The sequence below is a fragment of the Ralstonia sp. SET104 genome (assembly GCF_003851545.1).
Lineage (GTDB): Bacteria > Pseudomonadota > Gammaproteobacteria > Burkholderiales > Burkholderiaceae > Ralstonia.
Genome location: NZ_BHVX01000003.1, coordinates 245,717 through 261,415 on the forward strand (window position 1 = coordinate 245,717; position 15,699 = coordinate 261,415).

The following is a 15,699-nucleotide window of genomic DNA, read 5'->3' on the forward strand; positions in this document are numbered from 1 at the left end:
CAACGCGGGCTCGATTTCTACCATCATCACGCCCGCGCAATAACACGCGCGCTCTATAACGTCTTCACATCATGCTGTCAGCCGTTTCCCGCGCCGCCATCCTTTGCGTTGGCACGCTGAGTTCCTTCGCGTTTGCGCAAGTTGCTCCAGCTCCCATCACCGGCCCTGGGCTCGAAGTCCAGCGCCTGCAGGAGCAACAAGCCGAGCAGGCGCTTGAGCGTGCCAATGCGCGGCCGGACGTCTTTACGCCGCCCGCGCCGATGCAAGCGATTTCGTTGGCATCGCTACCCAAAGAGGAACCCTGCTTTACCGTGCGCGGCATCGTGCTGGAAGACAACGCGTTCCCGTGGCTGGCGCCGCTGTTGGCACCTGTCAACGGGCAATGCGTTGGCAAGCAAGGGCTGGAGGCCATTGAGCTGCAAGCCAACAGCGCCCTCATCGAGCGCGGTTACGTCACCTCGCGCGTGCTCATCCCCAAGCAAAACCTGGCGAGCGGCACGCTCACGCTCAAGGTGCTGGCCGGACGCATCGGCGCCATCCGCAACGCGTCGGATGACAACATCGGCTGGGCGCGCATGGCCTTGCTCGCTGGCCCGGCGGACCTGCTGAACCAGCGTGACTTGGACCAGGCGCTGGAAACCATCCGCCGCCTGCCCGGCCAATCGCAGACGAGTTTCGACATCGTGCCCGGCGAGCGGGTGGGTGAGTCCGATATCGTGCTCAAGCCCGGCACCGACAAGCGCTGGCATGCCTCGCTGTCGGCAGACAACACCGGCTTGAAGTCGACCGGCAAGTATCAGATGAGCGGCTCGCTGGTCATTGATTCGCCGCTGCATCTGTATGACCAGCTGTCGATTTCCGCGTCGTCCAACACGGACCGAGGCACCAGCACGCAGGGCACCCGCTCTTACGGCATCAACTGGAGCGTGCCGGTGGGCTACGCCACGTTGTTTCTGGGTGCCAACAAGTCACGCTACAACCAAACGGTGGCCGGCTTTGAAGAGCCCATCGTCTACAGCGGGCAAAGCTCGGAGGTGAATGCGGGCATCAGCGGCGTGTTGCACCGGGATGCCACGTCGCGCACGGGCGCGCAGTTCAAGCTCTTCCGCAAAATCAATCGCAACTACCTGAACGATACCGAGATTGCGGTCCAGCGTCGGGATGTTATCGGGTATGAAGCGTCGATGTCGCACCGGCACTATCTTGGGCCGGTGGTGTTCGATGGCGGCTTCGCTTGGCGAGAGACGCTGCCCGACCATTCCAACGTGCCGGGTGTGGCGGTGGGTGACGCCGGCTACGGTGGCCGTTCACAAATCGAGACGGCTAATGCGAGCCTGTATTGGCCGTTCAAGCTAGCCAACCAGGTGTTCGAGTACACCAGCAACTGGGCCATACAGCACAGTCGCACGCGCGTGCTGCCGAGCGACTACTTCATCATCGGCAACCGCTACACGGTGCGCGGCTTCGATGGCCAATTGACGCTGGCGGCAGAGGATGGCTGGTACTGGCGCAACGAGCTTGCTTGGCGCGTAGCGAATCAAGCCGTCTACGCCGGTATCGACATGGGCCAGGTGCGTGGCCCGAGCGCGGAGTTTCTGCTGGGTGACAAGCTCGTCGGTGCGGTGGTGGGCGTGCGTGGGCGCGTGCCGTCTGGTGCGTATATGGCCTTCAACTATGACATCTCGTTTGGCTGGCCGCTGTACAAGCCGGTGGGTTTCCAGACTGAGCGGCCAGCGGTGATGGCTCAGGTTGGGGTGGAGTTTTAGCGTCAAATGCTTTCAGCGGGTTGCTCATAGCCATGAACGCCGAGACCGTGGCCGTTCCTAGGCCGGCTGGACGTGCGGACCGAGTCATGGACTGAGAGTGCAGCAATAATCCACTAAAAATTGAGCAGATTTCCGCTGCTTGCTCCTGAGTTAGCATCGGCGGCAAAAGCTGCCATCCTGCTCTTGAACTGCACCCCAAAAGTTGGACACCGATCCGACCTTTGGGGTGTTTTTCATGGCGAAATACGATGAGAAGTTCAAGCTGCAGGTAGTGCAAAGCTACGCTGAGGGGAGGCAGGGTTTCAAAGAGCTGGCCAATCGATACGGACTTGACCATGGAACGGTTAGACGCTGGGTCAAGGTGTACGAACAACACGGCCGGAGTGGGTCGCGCAAAAAATTTGCTCATTACAGCGCAGAGTTCAAGTTGTCCGTGTTGCAATGGATGTGGAAGGAAGATTCCTCGGCCAATCAAGCGATCGCGCGGTTCGATATCCGAGGCGGTGTTAGCGCCATCAGAGGCTGGCGGCGGCAGTTGATGAGGGTGGGCTGGAAGCCCTAAGACCCAAACCTCGCGGCCGCCCGAAGAAGATGACAACGCCAGAGCCTCCTGAGCCCGTAGCACCGCAAAACGAAGATCCCCACACGGTGGAGCAGTTGCGCAAAGAAAACGAATATCTGCGCGCGGAGGTGGCGTATCTAAAAAAATTGAGGGCCTTGCTTCAGGCCAAAGAGCAAGCCGCGCAGAAAAAGCGCGGGTAGTGCTTGAACTGAGGCAAGGCCACGATTTGGCAATACTGCTGAAGGTCGCGGGGCTGTCGCGTAGCACGTTCTACTACCAGATTAAGGTGCAGCAGGTCGGTGATCAGGGGGCCAACAGCACCCCCCCCCCTTCACTGCAACATGAAAGTCTCGTACTCCAACCGATCCAGCTTCCGATCCAGAATCACGAGACTCGCCATCACCACCAGCAGCAGCGAAACAGCAAACCCATACCCGTACCAAGCCGGCCCAAGCTGCAGCGTGATCCATGTCAGCGCGCCGTTGAGCACCACAAAAGCGGCAGTCAGCCCCAGCACCACACGCCGCCGGTCCAGGTAAAAGAAGATATTCACCACCCCCAGAAACACTACCTGCAAGCTCGCGGCAATGGTGTCGACATACAGCAGCGGCAGATACAGCTCGGAAATCTGCAACGCCCGCAGCACCGAAGCGCCCACGGCAAACAGCACCAGCGCGGCCATGGCCTGGATCTTCACGATCTCGTACAGGCCCGCGCGGATGGTCTGCACCATCGTGTTGCGCATGTCTTCGATATGCTCGAGCGACGCCCCGCCCCGCACGGCGTCATAGAACGCGTCGTAGTACTCGACAAAGTCCGTCTCGATGCGCACCAGGAACACCGCCATGCCGGGGATGATGCCGAGGTAGGCGAGGAACACCGGAATGTCATAGATGACCGATGCATGTAGCGGCCCGATCACCTGCTGCCCCGTGCCCGGCGCATACCAGAACATGAACTTGTCGAGCCAGATGCCAAGGTTATAGAGCAGCCCGATCAGCATGAGCGACGGATACGCAAACCGCTTGTCGAACACCTCGAACGACAGGAATCGCCGCCCGCTGAAGTTGCGGTAGATCAGCGCGGCCATGCCGATCAGCAGGCACAACTGCCCCGTCACGAACCCCAGCAGCAGCCCTTCCAGCCCCAGCCGGTTGAACAACAGCGCCAGCAGCACGGTAAGCGTGTAGCCGACCAGGAAGATCCACACGACGGCCCTGTACTGCTTCATGCCCGACAGAAAGATCACCGCGATCCAGATGTTGGCCATGACCACGAAGCCGGCCAGCATCAGCAACCGATAAATGGCCGATTGCTGCGCAAACGCAAACAGGATGACGAGCAGCCCCAGCCCGCCCGCAATCAGGGTCATCACGAGCGACACGGCGTGGTAGTTGGGCAGGATGAGATCGTCGCGCTTCTCGAATAGCCGATCGGAAGTAAAGCGCGTGAAAGCAAGCTGCAGTGGCCCCGTCAATATCAGGCTCACCGCAATCAGGTAGGTAACTGACACCTGAAACTGCGTGATGAGCGAGCCCGGAACCACAAACGGCAAGCTCAGGATACCGATCAGCAGAATCCCGACGATGGAGAGAATCCATGGCCCCGAGCTGATGATGCCGGCGTAGGTATAGGCGTGCAGCAGCCCGAGCAAGCTGTCCCGCTTGAGCATCTTGCGCAGCTCAAAACCGATACCGGCCATCAGCGGGCTCCCTTTTGCGGATTCTGCTGGTTCTGCTGAGCGTGGTGCGGGCAAGCCGCCGCGGCGGCGGTCTTGGCGCCGTGCTCGGTGCTCAGGTCGGGCAAGGTCTGCAAGCGCGTGTACAGCTCGCGGTAGCTGCCAACCATCATCTCTTGCGTGTAGTAGCGCTCGACGCGGGCGATGCCGGCGGCTTGTGCTTCATGCCAGCGCGTTTCGTCGCGCAGCAGCGTGAGCACTTCGGCGGCCAGCGCGGCGGGGTCGGCAATGCGCACAACGGCGCCGGCGGCGCCCAATGCGGCGTCGTCCCCCTCAAGACCGAACAGGAGCTGGCGGCACGAGCCGACATCGGTGGTGACCGACGGCACGCCGGCGGCAAACCCTTCGAGCACCACCAGCGGCAGCGCTTCGCTGATGGAACTCAGCACCAGCACGCCTACCTTGGGCAGGATGTCGTCAATCTTCTGGAAGCCCAGAAACTTGATGCGATCGCCCAGGCCCAGGCTCTCGGCCAGGCTGTGGCATTCCTGCGCGTATTCCGGATCTTCGTCTTCAGGGCCGGCGATCCAGCCTTCGGCGTCGGGCATCTCGCGCGTGATGGTCAGCATGGCGCGAATGAAGGTCTTGACGTCCTTGATTGGTACCACGCGGCCGATCAGACACATCACGCGCGGCACGTTGGCCGGGCGTTTCTCGCGCAGCGCGGCCAGGCGCGGCAGATTGATGCCGTTGGGGATGCTGCGCGTCTTTGCTTCCGGCGCGCCGTCGATCACCTGCCGCTGCCGGTTGCCCTCGTACAGCGCAACGATGTCTTCGGCGGCGTCATAGCAGACTCGGCCCATCGTTTCAAAGAAGCGCACCCACAGGTCTCGAAAGTAGCTGATCTGTGCGATGTCCTTCTCAAAGATGCTGCGGTTGTCGCGAATCCACTGGCTCTGGAACAAGTCGATCTTGCGTTCCTTGGTGTAGATGCCGTGCTCCGACACCAGCAGCGGCCGCCCGCGCTTGTAGCGCAGCAGCGCACCCAGGAAGCCCGCATAGCCCGTCGAGATGGTGTGAAACACCTTCACCGGGATAAGGTTTTCAGCAATGCGCACGAGCTGCCACAGCGGCTTGTGCATGATGCGCACAGTCCAAAAGTAGTCTGTGAACGACGGATCGGTGCAGTAATGCCGGTAGTAGTCCGTCATCATTTCCCATGCGCGGTGGCTGTAGAGGAACTGCTCTTCGGCCAGCGGGCCATCGTCGCGCAGGTCTGCAATGGACGCGCGGATCAGGTCAGCGGTTTCTCCCTTGTTGGCCGGGTTGCGCAGCGCGTCGTGCAGCTTGCGCGAGCGCTCGAAGGCCGCAGCATCGCCGCCACTGGCCTGCACAAGCGGGGGCGGCGGGAAGTCGTACAGGTAGTGGCACTCCAGGTGCACCACGTTATCGGGAATGGCGTAGACGGGCTTGCCGTAGTCTTCGCGACGGCTGCCGATGAAGACGATGGCGAACCTGATGTCCGGAAACGCCCGGATCATCTGGTTGACCCAGCTTGACACCCCACCGCTCACGTAGGGAAACGTCCCTTCGAGCAGCAGCGCGACGTCGGCAGACCGGGCGCGGGGGAAGTTGTCGTTGCTCATGATGTCCAGTAGCGCAACAGCGGGCGCAGGAGCGGCAGCGGCGAACGGCTGGAGAACTGCGCCAGCGCCGCGCGCGCACCGGCGTAATCGCGGCGCAGGTAGCACGCTTCGGCCAGCGGCGGCAGCAGGCGGTCACGCGGGAAGCCGAGAGATTCGGCGCGGCGCAGGTGGGATTCAGCCACATCCGGCTCGCGGCGCGAGAGGGCCAGCCGGCCGCGCATGTACCACAGCGCGGCGTTGCCAGGCTGAATGTCGAGCGCAGCGCTGGCGTAGCGTTCGACCTGCTCGGCGGTATAGCGATACACATCACCCTGCACGAGGTTCTGGTAGATCAACTCCCAGTACAGGTCGGCCAGGCGCTTGTTGATGTCGTAGCGCACTTCAGGCGTGGTGGCCTCTTCCAGGCGCGGCAGTTCGGTCAGGATCTTCTGGGTGAGGACCTTCTCGGCGTTGTCGAGCATGCCGTATGCGAGCAGGCGGATGTCGTCCACCGGATCGGCCAGCAGATCACGCAGCACGGGGCTCGCAGTGCGCGTGGGCATTGACTGCATGGCCACCAGCGCGGTCATGCGGCTCTGCACCGGCGCGCGTTCATTGCTGAGCTGCGCACGCAGCCGTGCCCCGCCACCGTGCGTCACGCGCGAGATCAAATGCGCCACGAACACCGGCAGGCCCACGTCAGCGATGTCCTTGTCGTCTTCCGGCTTGGGAAACAGCTTGCCGAGCAGCAGGCTGCCAAGCACGAGCAGCCCGCCCGCCACCGGCACGAAAAAGCACAGCGCAGCAAGATAGCCGTACGTCCACACAAACGGCACGCGATAGCGGCGCGGCAGCAGGCGCCAGGCGGCAAGACCGATCAGCGCGGCGGCCGTGCCCTGCAGCATCAGGCACGACAGCAGCAGCGCAAGGCTGTTGCCCGCATGCAATGCCATCGCCACTGCCGCGATCTGGGCCAATATGCCGCCGAGCGTGAGTTTGAACATCGCCTGTTCGTCCTATGTGCCTTACGCGTCCAGATGGCACCGCGTGAGGAAGCGCTCCAGCGCTTCGCCCGGATGCTCGCCCGTCACATGCAGCGTCTGCACGCTGATGCGCGCGCCCTCGAAATCGACACCAAACTGCGCGCGCAGGCTGTCTTCAATGCGCACCAGATACGCCGACACCGCGCCCGCGCCCGACAGCGGCATCAGCGTGATGATGGCGCGGCGGCCCTTGCCGCTTGCCTGCCAGACAACATCCAGCGCACGGCGGCTGCGGACCACGCTCTCGAACGGCGCATCGCTGGTTTCGTCCCGATCGAAGATAAGTGCCACCACCGACGAGTCGATACCGGTATCGCGATGCAGACGCGCGAGGCGGCCCAGGTCGAGCGCGAACTCGTACGGTGCATCCGGCACGAGATCCAGAATCTCGGAGCTGACGGTGAGGTGCCGCACGCCGTCGGCGTAGTAGCCGAGCAGCACCAGCAGGAACTGCAGATTCTCGTACGACAGCGAGAGGAACGGCATCTGGTTCACGACCACCAGGCCGATCAGCTCATCTGCGCCCGACAGCACCGGCGCGCACGCCACATAGCGCGAACTGTCTTCGGTGCGCAGCTCAGGCGCCTGCGGGTGGCCCAGCGTGTGGGTATCAATGCAATGGCGGATCAACGGATCATCAGCAACGATGTCAAACGGCGTGCCCACGCGAGCCACCGGTTCGGTATCGATGCGCTTGGCCGTCACGCGCACCATGGCCGCCACTTCCAGCTGGCAGGCCTGCGCCGTCCATTGCAGGAACGGCTCGGCGCCGGGCAGTTGCGCCACATCCGGTTGATCGGTACCGCCGCCATGCTCGCGCGCGGCCAGCGCGATATTGCGCAGTTGCGTGAGCGTGTCGCGCAGCGTGGTCGGCTTGGCCAGCAGATCGTTTTCCAGACGCTCGTGCGACAGGCGCAGCAGGAAGTGGTTCTTGGTGAGCGCCGCCAGCCGGTCGTTCAGGTAGCCGTTGACCGTGCGGGCGCGTGACAACCGCGCGCCCCAGATATCGCCGAACTGCCCGCCGATCAGCACCAGCATGAGCCCGCCCAGGAAATACATGCGCGGGAAAGTGCTGGCCGCCGCCTGCCCGTAGAACACCCCCCACGCGCCCAGCACCACCAGCGCTGCCAGCGCGCCGAGCAGCGTGCCGTAGCGCAGCGCCAGGATGAGCGGCACCAGCCAGACCCACGGAAAACCATAGCCGAGCAGCAGCGGGTTGTCCGGCACGAACAGCCAGAGGATGCTGATGGCCACCACCACCGCGCCCAGCGTTTCGAGCACGGCGCTCGGGCTGAATACGGCCGGGGCAATCAGGCGCCCATACCATGTCGACGCGCCAATGCCCTGCGCGTTGCGCCGACGCTCATTTCGCCCACCTTGGCCGCGCGGCGGCGCAGCCGCGCGCGCGCCCGATTGCGTGGAGGCTGCCTGACCGGTCTTCATCAGCTCCGGCCCAGCGGCGAGAGCAACTCGCGCAGCAGCTTCTGCGCCACGGCCGATACGGCATCGCGGCTCCAGCCGGTACGGCTGCCGGCCGCGCTCCAGATCACGTTACCGGTCTGCACGTCAATCACCTGCAGCGTGATGCCGACAGCGGGCTCGCCATCCACGCCGACCTTGTAGCGCCATTCATCCACCGCGCCGGTCAGGGCGTAGCGCGCCTTCTCGCCACGCGCCCAATCCAGCGCACGCGCCACGGCCTCGCGCTCGGCGGGTTCGAACAGCGATTCGCTATTCAGATTGGCCGGGTACTGCTTCAGGCTGGAGAAGCCGCGCGCCTTGAGGATGCTCGCCGCAATCGTCTCCGCACGCAGGCCAGCCTGCGGCGTTTCGGTGTAGTTGACGATGGGCAGCACGACCCACGCATCAGAGGCGCTGGTTGCCGGCGCACGCGCGCTGTCGACCACCGCGCAGGCGGACAACGCAAGCGCCGCACCAACGCCCGCTGCCACGGCCAGCCAGCGGCGGCGGCCGGCCTTCATCTGGTTGAGCAAGGGTGCCATTGCTTTCTCCCTGGTGTCTTCCGTTATGTGTTTCATCTCGTTCTTTCCCCGTTGCATTGTTCTCGCCTGTCAGTAGAGCCAGCGGTAGCGCAGGCCGATTTCCGTCATCGGCGCGGCACCGGCGCGCGTAATGGAGGCATGGCTGAACACCAACGCCAGATGGTCGTTGCCGAACACGCTGCCCGCCACCCCGAGCTGGACTTGCGTGCCCCACCCTTCGCGATTGTCGTGCAGCAGGCCGGCATCCATGAACGGACGCCACGCGCGCGTATAGCGGTCAAGATAGTCCGTGCCAAAGCCAAACAGCAGCCCGAACTGCGTGAACGACTGCGGCATGAAGGCGTTGGCATCGGGCACCGCCCCCGTCGGCAAGAGCCGCCCTAACAGCGCGCTGGGCGTGCCGGACGCGCTGTAGCTCGCACGCGTTCCAACCACGCGGATCGTGTAATCGGGGTATTCCACGCGCAAACGATAACCAGCCTCTGCATCAAGCACCACGCCGCTGCCAAGGAACGTGCGATCCTGGCCGTAAAAGCGGTTGCCCTCGACGCGCGCGCGGATGTATTCGCGCTGCGTCAGGCGCCAGTTGCCGCCAATCGAGAACAAGTCCTTCACGCCGCCCACACGCAGTTGCGTGGTTTCGTCGGCGGGCTGGTTGCGCCCGACCGACAGCTCGGTGCCGAACGGGCCCGATAGTGGCCCCCCCAGCCCCAACAAGCCATCCAGCCGGAATGCGTAGACCGACGCCAGCCCCTGGCGCCAGCCAACCGTGCCCTTCCACTGGCTGCTCTGCGTCTGGTATTGCGAAATCCAGTCAACGCGGCGGTCCTGCGCGGGCACGCCGGTGAGCTGCGTAGCGTCAGTCGAGCGCTGGTTACGCTGGGTGGCACGCACGAGCATGCTGTAGTGATCCGTCAGGCGAATGCCGGCCGCTGCGCTGCTTTCAAAGTACGTGAGCGGCGCTTGCTTGAACCACGTTTCGCGCGGCTCCAGCGCTTGTGCGTTTGTCAGCAACGTCTCTTGCACACGCTCGTGAAGCTGCTCATCGTCGGGCGCGGTCGTCAGGCCTTCGAATGACAGGCGCTGGGCCTCGCCCAAACGATCGGTCAACACATTGGCGTCGATGCGGTTGTAGAGCGGAATGCGGTCTGGCGTGTCGTCCAGCAGGCGGTTGAGCGTCTGCAGATCGCGCTCGGCCAGGGCGATGGAAATTTCGGCATAGGCCGGGCGTGTCATGCGGCGGGCGTATTGCTGCAGCAGCCACGCACGCGCCAGATCATTCGCCTCCTGCGACAGCGCCCAGCCGAGCGCCGCTTCCTTGGCCACGGCAGAGACGAGCCGGTCGCTCGCGCGGGCGTTCCTGCGCTTCTCGGCCGGGGTCTCGGGCGGCTCCGGCGGCAACGTATCGATGTCGCCCAGCTCGGATTTCTGTGCGGCAGCGTTGCCGCCTTCGCGGGCCTGCTGCATGGCGCGGCGGTCATCGCGCAGCAGCTCGATCAGCAGGCGCTGTGCAAGATCGCCCGAGCCGAATGTCTGCGCCAACGCAACGCGGCGGGCGCGCAGTTCGGTGCGGGCGCCATCTTCGAGCGGCACGGCGTCGCTCACTGCGTTGTTGCTGCCCACGGTGACGCGCGTGCCGACGCGGCGGTTGGCGGGGGTCTTGCCTTGGGTGTTTGCACCGTCGGCGCCATCCGCGCGCCACAGCAGCCACCACGCCTCGCGGCGCAGCGCCCAGGCGGCATCAGCCTGACCGGCCATCTCGCGCGCATCTGCATACGCCAACAGCCACAGCGGATCGTTGCGCATCGACTCGGCCTGGCGGCCCAGGAAGCGCAGCGCGAGGTTGGCATCGAACAGTTGCAGACCGGCGGCGGCATAGGCGCCCCAGTAGGCGGAGTCATTCTCGGCCTCGCCACGCCATCGGGTCAGTGCGCGCTTGAGTTCGCCGTTCTGGCCGGAATCGAGCAGGCCCCACAGGAACGCCGCCTTCACCTCGCTGCTGGCATCAGGCAATGCGACAGCGCGGCGCAGGTCACGCATGGCGAGATCCCAGCGGCCGCTCTGGCGGTGGTATTCAGCGCTGACGGCCAGCACGCCGGGGGAGTGCTCGGCGGCGCGGCGCTGTTCCGGCGTGAGCGAAGCCAGCAGCGCGTCAACCCGGCGGAACGCACGGGCGCGCGTGTAGTAATAAATGGCCTGTTGCAGATGGGCCATCGCGCCGTCCTTGCGCCAGGCGAGTTCGGCCAGGCGGCCAGCGTCGATGGGGCTGCCATCGTAGAAGGCGATCATCGACGTCAGGTCGTCCGCCCGCGCATTGCCGCCCACCAGCAATTGGCGATACGCCTCGCGCGTAAGGTCATCCCGCTGATTCAGCGTTGCGAGCTGGGCGAGCGTGCGCCAGTAAAGGTCATCGGTGGGCGATGCGGCCTTGCTGGCGGCCTGCATGGCGGCCAGTGCTTGCTCGAACTGCCCGCGCACGTACAGCACGTTGGCAAGCTTGAGCGCATACCTCACATTCGGCCCGAACGCCTTTTGCAGGCGTACGTAGGTGTCGTAGGCCTGATCGTCCTTGCCGGCGCGCTCGGCCAGCATGGCGTAGCGCTCCAGAATCACCTGACGGTGCGGGCCGCGCGCGATGCTGTTCAGATAGGCCAGCCCTTCAACCGGCTCGCCCAAGCGCTCATAGGCCGCAATGATCTGGTCGAGCAGTTTCATGTCGCCGGGCTGGCGGCTGGCCTTGTAACGCAGGCCGGCCAGATAGGCGTGGTCTTCGTTGAGCGCGGGCGCCAGGCGCAGCACGTTCTGCCAGGCAGCATCGTCGCCGGTCGCTTCTGCGTACGAAAGCCAGTACTTCAACGCAGACATCGGCTGGCGGTTCCACTCCGCCACCTGGGCTGCGCGCTCGGTCCAGATCTTCAGGTCCGGGCGCTGGCGTACGGCGGCTTCGGCCACGCGCATGGCGTCGTTCAGGTTGCCGCTGCTCATGAAGACGCGATACGCGAGGTCGTAATCGTCGGCATTGAACGGCGCGATGCCGTGTGCGATGGCGTCGGCACCGGTGGGTTGGGCCGCGGGTGTGCTGGCACCGCCCGCTTTGTCCGCCACGTGGCGGATGCGTGCCGCATAGCGTTGGCGCCGGACGAGCCCTTGCGGCCCGTCCATGAACACAGCGTCCGCCGGGGCTGGCAGCGGCTGCGGCGGCCCCGCAAAGGTCCAGTCGTGCCGAGCCGCGCCCACCGCCAGGGCAATGCCCTGCTCCGTCTGCCACCACGACAGATGCAGCAGGCGGCGCGCGTACTGATCGGCAAGATCGGGCCGGTTGCACGCAAGGGCCAGGCGGGTGAGAAAGCGCAGCGTTTCAGTGTCGTCAATCAGCGGGCCGACGCGGCGTTGCGCTTCGGCCATGGCATCGTCAAACAGGTTGCCGCTTTGCAGCGCCTTGAGCCCGGCAATGAAGTACTGGCGCTGTTCGTCGCGCGATTTGGCATCGGCCTGTGCGGCAAAGTTGGCGGCGGCGGCAGCGCGGTATTCACCCACACCCAGCGCGATCTCGGCCGTACGTGCCTGCCATTGCGCCGCGCGTGCCACGTCCTGCCTGGCCAGCCGCTGGTAGAGCTGCGCGGCAATCGCACCCTGATCGAGCGCGCGCGCCTTGCCGGCCAGGATCTCCAGTTCGGCTGCGGTCCAGCGGTGGGCGAGCGCTTGTTTGAGCAGGCCACGCAGGTCGTTCAGCAGGGACGCGCGCTGCGGATCATTCGGTTGCAGCGCATAAGCACGCTGCTCACAGATGGCGATATCGAGCAGCAGCGCTTCACGGTCGAGCGATTTGTCGTGCAACCCGCGCATGCGATTGAGCATGACCTGGGCGTCATCCAGACGGCCGGTGCGCACGTACTGCGCAGCCAGCACGCTGAGGAACTCACCGTCGTTGGGGCGCACGCGCAACCATGCTTCCAGGTACGCCACCGACAGCGCATCGACCTTGCCGCCTTCCAGCAGGCGCGCCTCCAGGCGCTCGCGCGGAAACATCAGGGCGAGCGCCAGCCCGATCAGCGCGCCAAGCGTGCCGATCAACCAGGGCGGGAGCAGCCGTTCGCGCGGTGTCAGGTCAGCAGACCACATCAATACGTTGGTAGGTCACGGTTTGGGCGGCAACGCCATTCAGGTCCACACGCACGGTATCGCCCTGCGCGCGGGCGGCACGGCCCTGTGCCCCGTTGACCATCACACGGCATGCGCCAACGTTGGCGAGGCGGACGAACGGCTTGTAATAGCCACCCGCTTCAAACGACAGGCCATTGCTGTTTCGCGTGAAATCGCGCACAAAGGCGGCGGCTTCGGCAATGTAAGGCACTTTGGCAGGTTCTGCTGCCGGCGGCATGGCAAAGCGTGCCGCACCGTCGTCCATGTGGATGTAGATGCCGCCTGCGGCCTTGTCGTAACCGACCACGCCTTGCGCATCGGCCAGGCGCGGCGTACCGGGTGCCATCCAGCGCAGTTCGCGCAAGTCGCCGTTGCCGCGCACGATCCAGTCATCACCATCGCGGGCGACGGCCATGTCCCGGAAATCCATCACCTTGGCAACGTATTGCGTCGCGTAGATGGGAAACACCGGCTGCGAGAGCGCGTAGTCGTAGTCCTTCTTCAAGGCCTTGAGCGACGCAAGCTTGGTGCCCGAATACATGTGGTAGTAGAGGTTGATCGGCTTGAAACGGTACGGCGTGTCCGTCATCTGCAGCGTTTCAATCAGACGCTCGAAGCCGTAGTACGGCCCTGCCCAGTCGTTGGTATAGACGTTCTCGTTCTGATTGGGCGCGAACACCTGGTAGGCGCCGGGGCCCTTGTCGATACCGATGGAGGCAATGCTCGTCCACGACGGCGAGTTGCGCCTGATGGTGGTATCGCCGCCGTTGATATTGACCACGCCAGCGTCCCACGCCATGCGCACGGCCCGCTCCGGCGGCTGACAGTCACCCGACCATTGCAGGATCTTCACGCGCTTGCCCGGCGGCGCCAGACGTTCGTCGATGTAATGGATGGACCCGGCAATCTCGCGGTCGAGGCTGAACTTGTAGCCAGGAATGGTCAGCGTGAAAGCGGTGTCCCCGCCGCCTGCGTCTTTGCCTGGGCCACCCGTCGTCGGGCTTTGCACCGTGCGGCTCCAATCAAACGGGTGCGAATACGTATGCGAGCCCAGCTCGACGTACGGCAGCGCAAACATCTTGCGGGCAATGGCCTCAAGCCGCGGCGTCAGCTTCGGATACAGGCCGGTAGCCCCCACTTCCCCTTCGATGACGGAGAGCGTGGTCGGGATGCGGTACTTGTCCCAGATCTCTTGCAGCAGCACCTCGCCCGAGTATTCCCCCGGGCCTGGAAATTCCGCGCGCGACGCAAAGCCGTCGCCGTCCACGTGCACGAGCATCAGGCGGCGGCCGTTCTCGCTGGTCAGGTCGGGGATGGGCATGTTGGGCAGCGCCAGCGCACGGCGCAGGAACTCCATCGGCTGCACCACCCAGCGCGCCTGCTCGATCTTGTCCATCGAGAACACCGCATACGGGTTCAGCACGTAACCGCCCCAATCCGTAATGGCCGCGGCATCAAACTCGAAATTGCCCGACTTCAGGCGCAGCAGCGATTGCCCGTTCGCCCCTACCTGGATCGGCTGCGCTTCGCGGCGATCGGGCCGGGGGGCCATTTCGAACCCCATGATCTTGTCTTGCGACACCACTTCGAGCGGCGCGGTGGCGCGCCCCTGCACAAGCTTGAGCTTGAGCAGATTGGCCATGCTGGCATCCGCCGGCAGGCCGAACTGATTCATGAAGGCGATGCGCACACCGTCACGCATGCGCTGCCGCACCCACGACGTGAGCGCTGCCACGTGATTGACCGCCCCCGAGTTCACCCACACCACAACGCCGGCGTAACGATCGGGCGGCACCTCGGCGGGCAGCGGCTTGTTGATATCGGCGTACTCCACGTCGTAGCCGAGAAAGTTCAGCGGCATGGCCACAAAGCGGACGCCGTCGCTGGTGTCGATGGCGTAGCGCAGGTCGCGCTCCTGCAGGATCAGCACCTTGCGCGGCAGCACCTCGATGCGGCCCACGCCAATGGTCGACAACGCCGGATCGGTCACATACGGAATCAGCCCCTGCGCCTTGATGCGCTTGGCCGTCTCGCGCGCGCAGGCACGATCGGCCGGCGGGCAGTAGTCGATGGAAATCACCGGCAAGTGGTATTCGTCACGAATCTTGCGCGCCTGACCCATCAGCCATGCACGGTCAGCGTCGTTCACCTCTTTATATTGCTTGGCGCCCTGATCCCAGCCGCGATACAGCGATTCAAACGCCACCGCATAGGCCTGGTCATGCACCTGCGGCAGGATCTCGAACCCACGGTTGAAGATCAGCCTGGCTTCCGGGTAGCGCGCCTTGACCGCACGAATCACGCGCACCATGCCGGCTTCCTGCGCCGCACGCGAGGCATCGTCCTTGGCAACGAGCTGATAAGAGTCCAGCGTATCGAGAAAAAAGCCGCGATAGCCCTTGTCCCATAACGGCTTGATAACGTGCTCGACATAAAACGCAGGCCAATCGGGCTGGGCCTGGTCGACCACGCGTGAGGCCCACGCGGCGTTGTCGCCGAGCAACCACGCCTTGGGCAACGCCTTGAACCAGCCGCGCTCGGGCGTGACCTCGCCCAGGCTCACGTAAGCAAACCACTGTGTGCTGGGGGTCTTGAGTTGTGAGGGGTCGAAGCCGTGGTCCGGCTCGACGACAACCGCATCGAAGGCGCGCAACTGCCCGACCGGCGGTTTGTCGCCGTAGTACCACGCGATGTTCGGTGCGCTGATCGAAGCGGAGGGTGTGCTGCCCGATGCACCAGCGGTTTGCTGGGCGAGCGCCATCCAGGGCGTTGACAGGAGCGCCGCAGCCAAAAGTGCCGCCACGCGTCCGATCGCCCCTGCTTGTTTTGTATTCCCCCGCTTCCCCTCGGGGTGCCGCATTGAACGGCTGAGAACCCAC

9 protein-coding genes are annotated in these 15,699 nt (G+C 64.4%); 2 read left to right on the forward strand and 7 right to left on the reverse strand.

The features are described from left to right. Positions 1-71: 71 nt before the first annotated feature. Complete coding sequence (locus PSUB009319_RS05750) at positions 72-1,766, forward strand: ShlB/FhaC/HecB family hemolysin secretion/activation protein (RefSeq protein ID WP_124381279.1); 1,695 nt, start codon at positions 72-74, stop codon at positions 1,764-1,766. 202 nt (positions 1,767-1,968) lie between these two features. Beyond that, positions 1,969-2,328 carry a helix-turn-helix domain-containing protein gene (locus tag PSUB009319_RS05755; protein ID WP_124381280.1) on the forward strand — a complete coding sequence of 120 codons (360 nt, stop codon included), beginning with the start codon at positions 1,969-1,971 and terminating at the stop codon, positions 2,326-2,328. A gap of 331 nt (positions 2,329-2,659) precedes the next feature. Here PSUB009319_RS05755 and pelG read toward each other — a convergent pair whose 3' ends face one another. The 7 genes from pelG to PSUB009319_RS05790 form a co-directional block, all read right to left on the reverse strand. After that, entirely contained in the window at positions 2,660-4,030 is a 1,371-nt protein-coding gene (pelG, locus tag PSUB009319_RS05760; RefSeq protein ID WP_124381281.1) for an exopolysaccharide Pel transporter PelG, read from the reverse strand. Beyond that, positions 4,030-5,652, reverse strand: coding sequence for a GT4 family glycosyltransferase PelF (pelF, locus tag PSUB009319_RS05765; protein WP_124381282.1), 1,623 nt, complete (start codon positions 5,650-5,652; stop codon positions 4,030-4,032). Before pelF ends, pelG begins: the two co-directional genes overlap by 1 nt. Next, the gene (locus PSUB009319_RS05770; RefSeq protein ID WP_124381283.1) at positions 5,649-6,635 is read right to left on the reverse strand and encodes a lipopolysaccharide assembly protein LapB; all 987 of its coding nucleotides are present in this window, start codon (positions 6,633-6,635) and stop codon (positions 5,649-5,651) included. The genes pelF and PSUB009319_RS05770 overlap by 4 nt, the downstream gene beginning before the upstream one ends. A 21-nt stretch (positions 6,636-6,656) precedes the next feature. Then, positions 6,657-8,117 carry a PelD GGDEF domain-containing protein gene (locus PSUB009319_RS05775; RefSeq protein ID WP_124381284.1) on the reverse strand — a complete coding sequence of 487 codons (1,461 nt, stop codon included), beginning with the start codon at positions 8,115-8,117 and terminating at the stop codon, positions 6,657-6,659. Further along, on the reverse strand, positions 8,117-8,677 hold the full coding sequence (locus tag PSUB009319_RS05780; RefSeq protein ID WP_124381285.1) for a penicillin-binding protein activator LpoB: 561 nt from the start codon (positions 8,675-8,677) through the stop codon (positions 8,117-8,119). The genes PSUB009319_RS05775 and PSUB009319_RS05780 overlap by 1 nt, the downstream gene beginning before the upstream one ends. A gap of 69 nt (positions 8,678-8,746) precedes the next feature. After that, positions 8,747-12,799 (reverse strand): tetratricopeptide repeat protein, encoded by a 4,053-nt coding sequence (locus PSUB009319_RS05785; protein ID WP_124381286.1) that lies wholly within the window; start codon positions 12,797-12,799, stop codon positions 8,747-8,749. Then, positions 12,786-15,680 carry a bifunctional glycoside hydrolase 114/ polysaccharide deacetylase family protein gene (locus tag PSUB009319_RS05790; RefSeq protein ID WP_260392893.1) on the reverse strand — a complete coding sequence of 965 codons (2,895 nt, stop codon included), beginning with the start codon at positions 15,678-15,680 and terminating at the stop codon, positions 12,786-12,788. The genes PSUB009319_RS05785 and PSUB009319_RS05790 overlap by 14 nt, the downstream gene beginning before the upstream one ends. Positions 15,681-15,699: the final 19 nt, after the last annotated feature.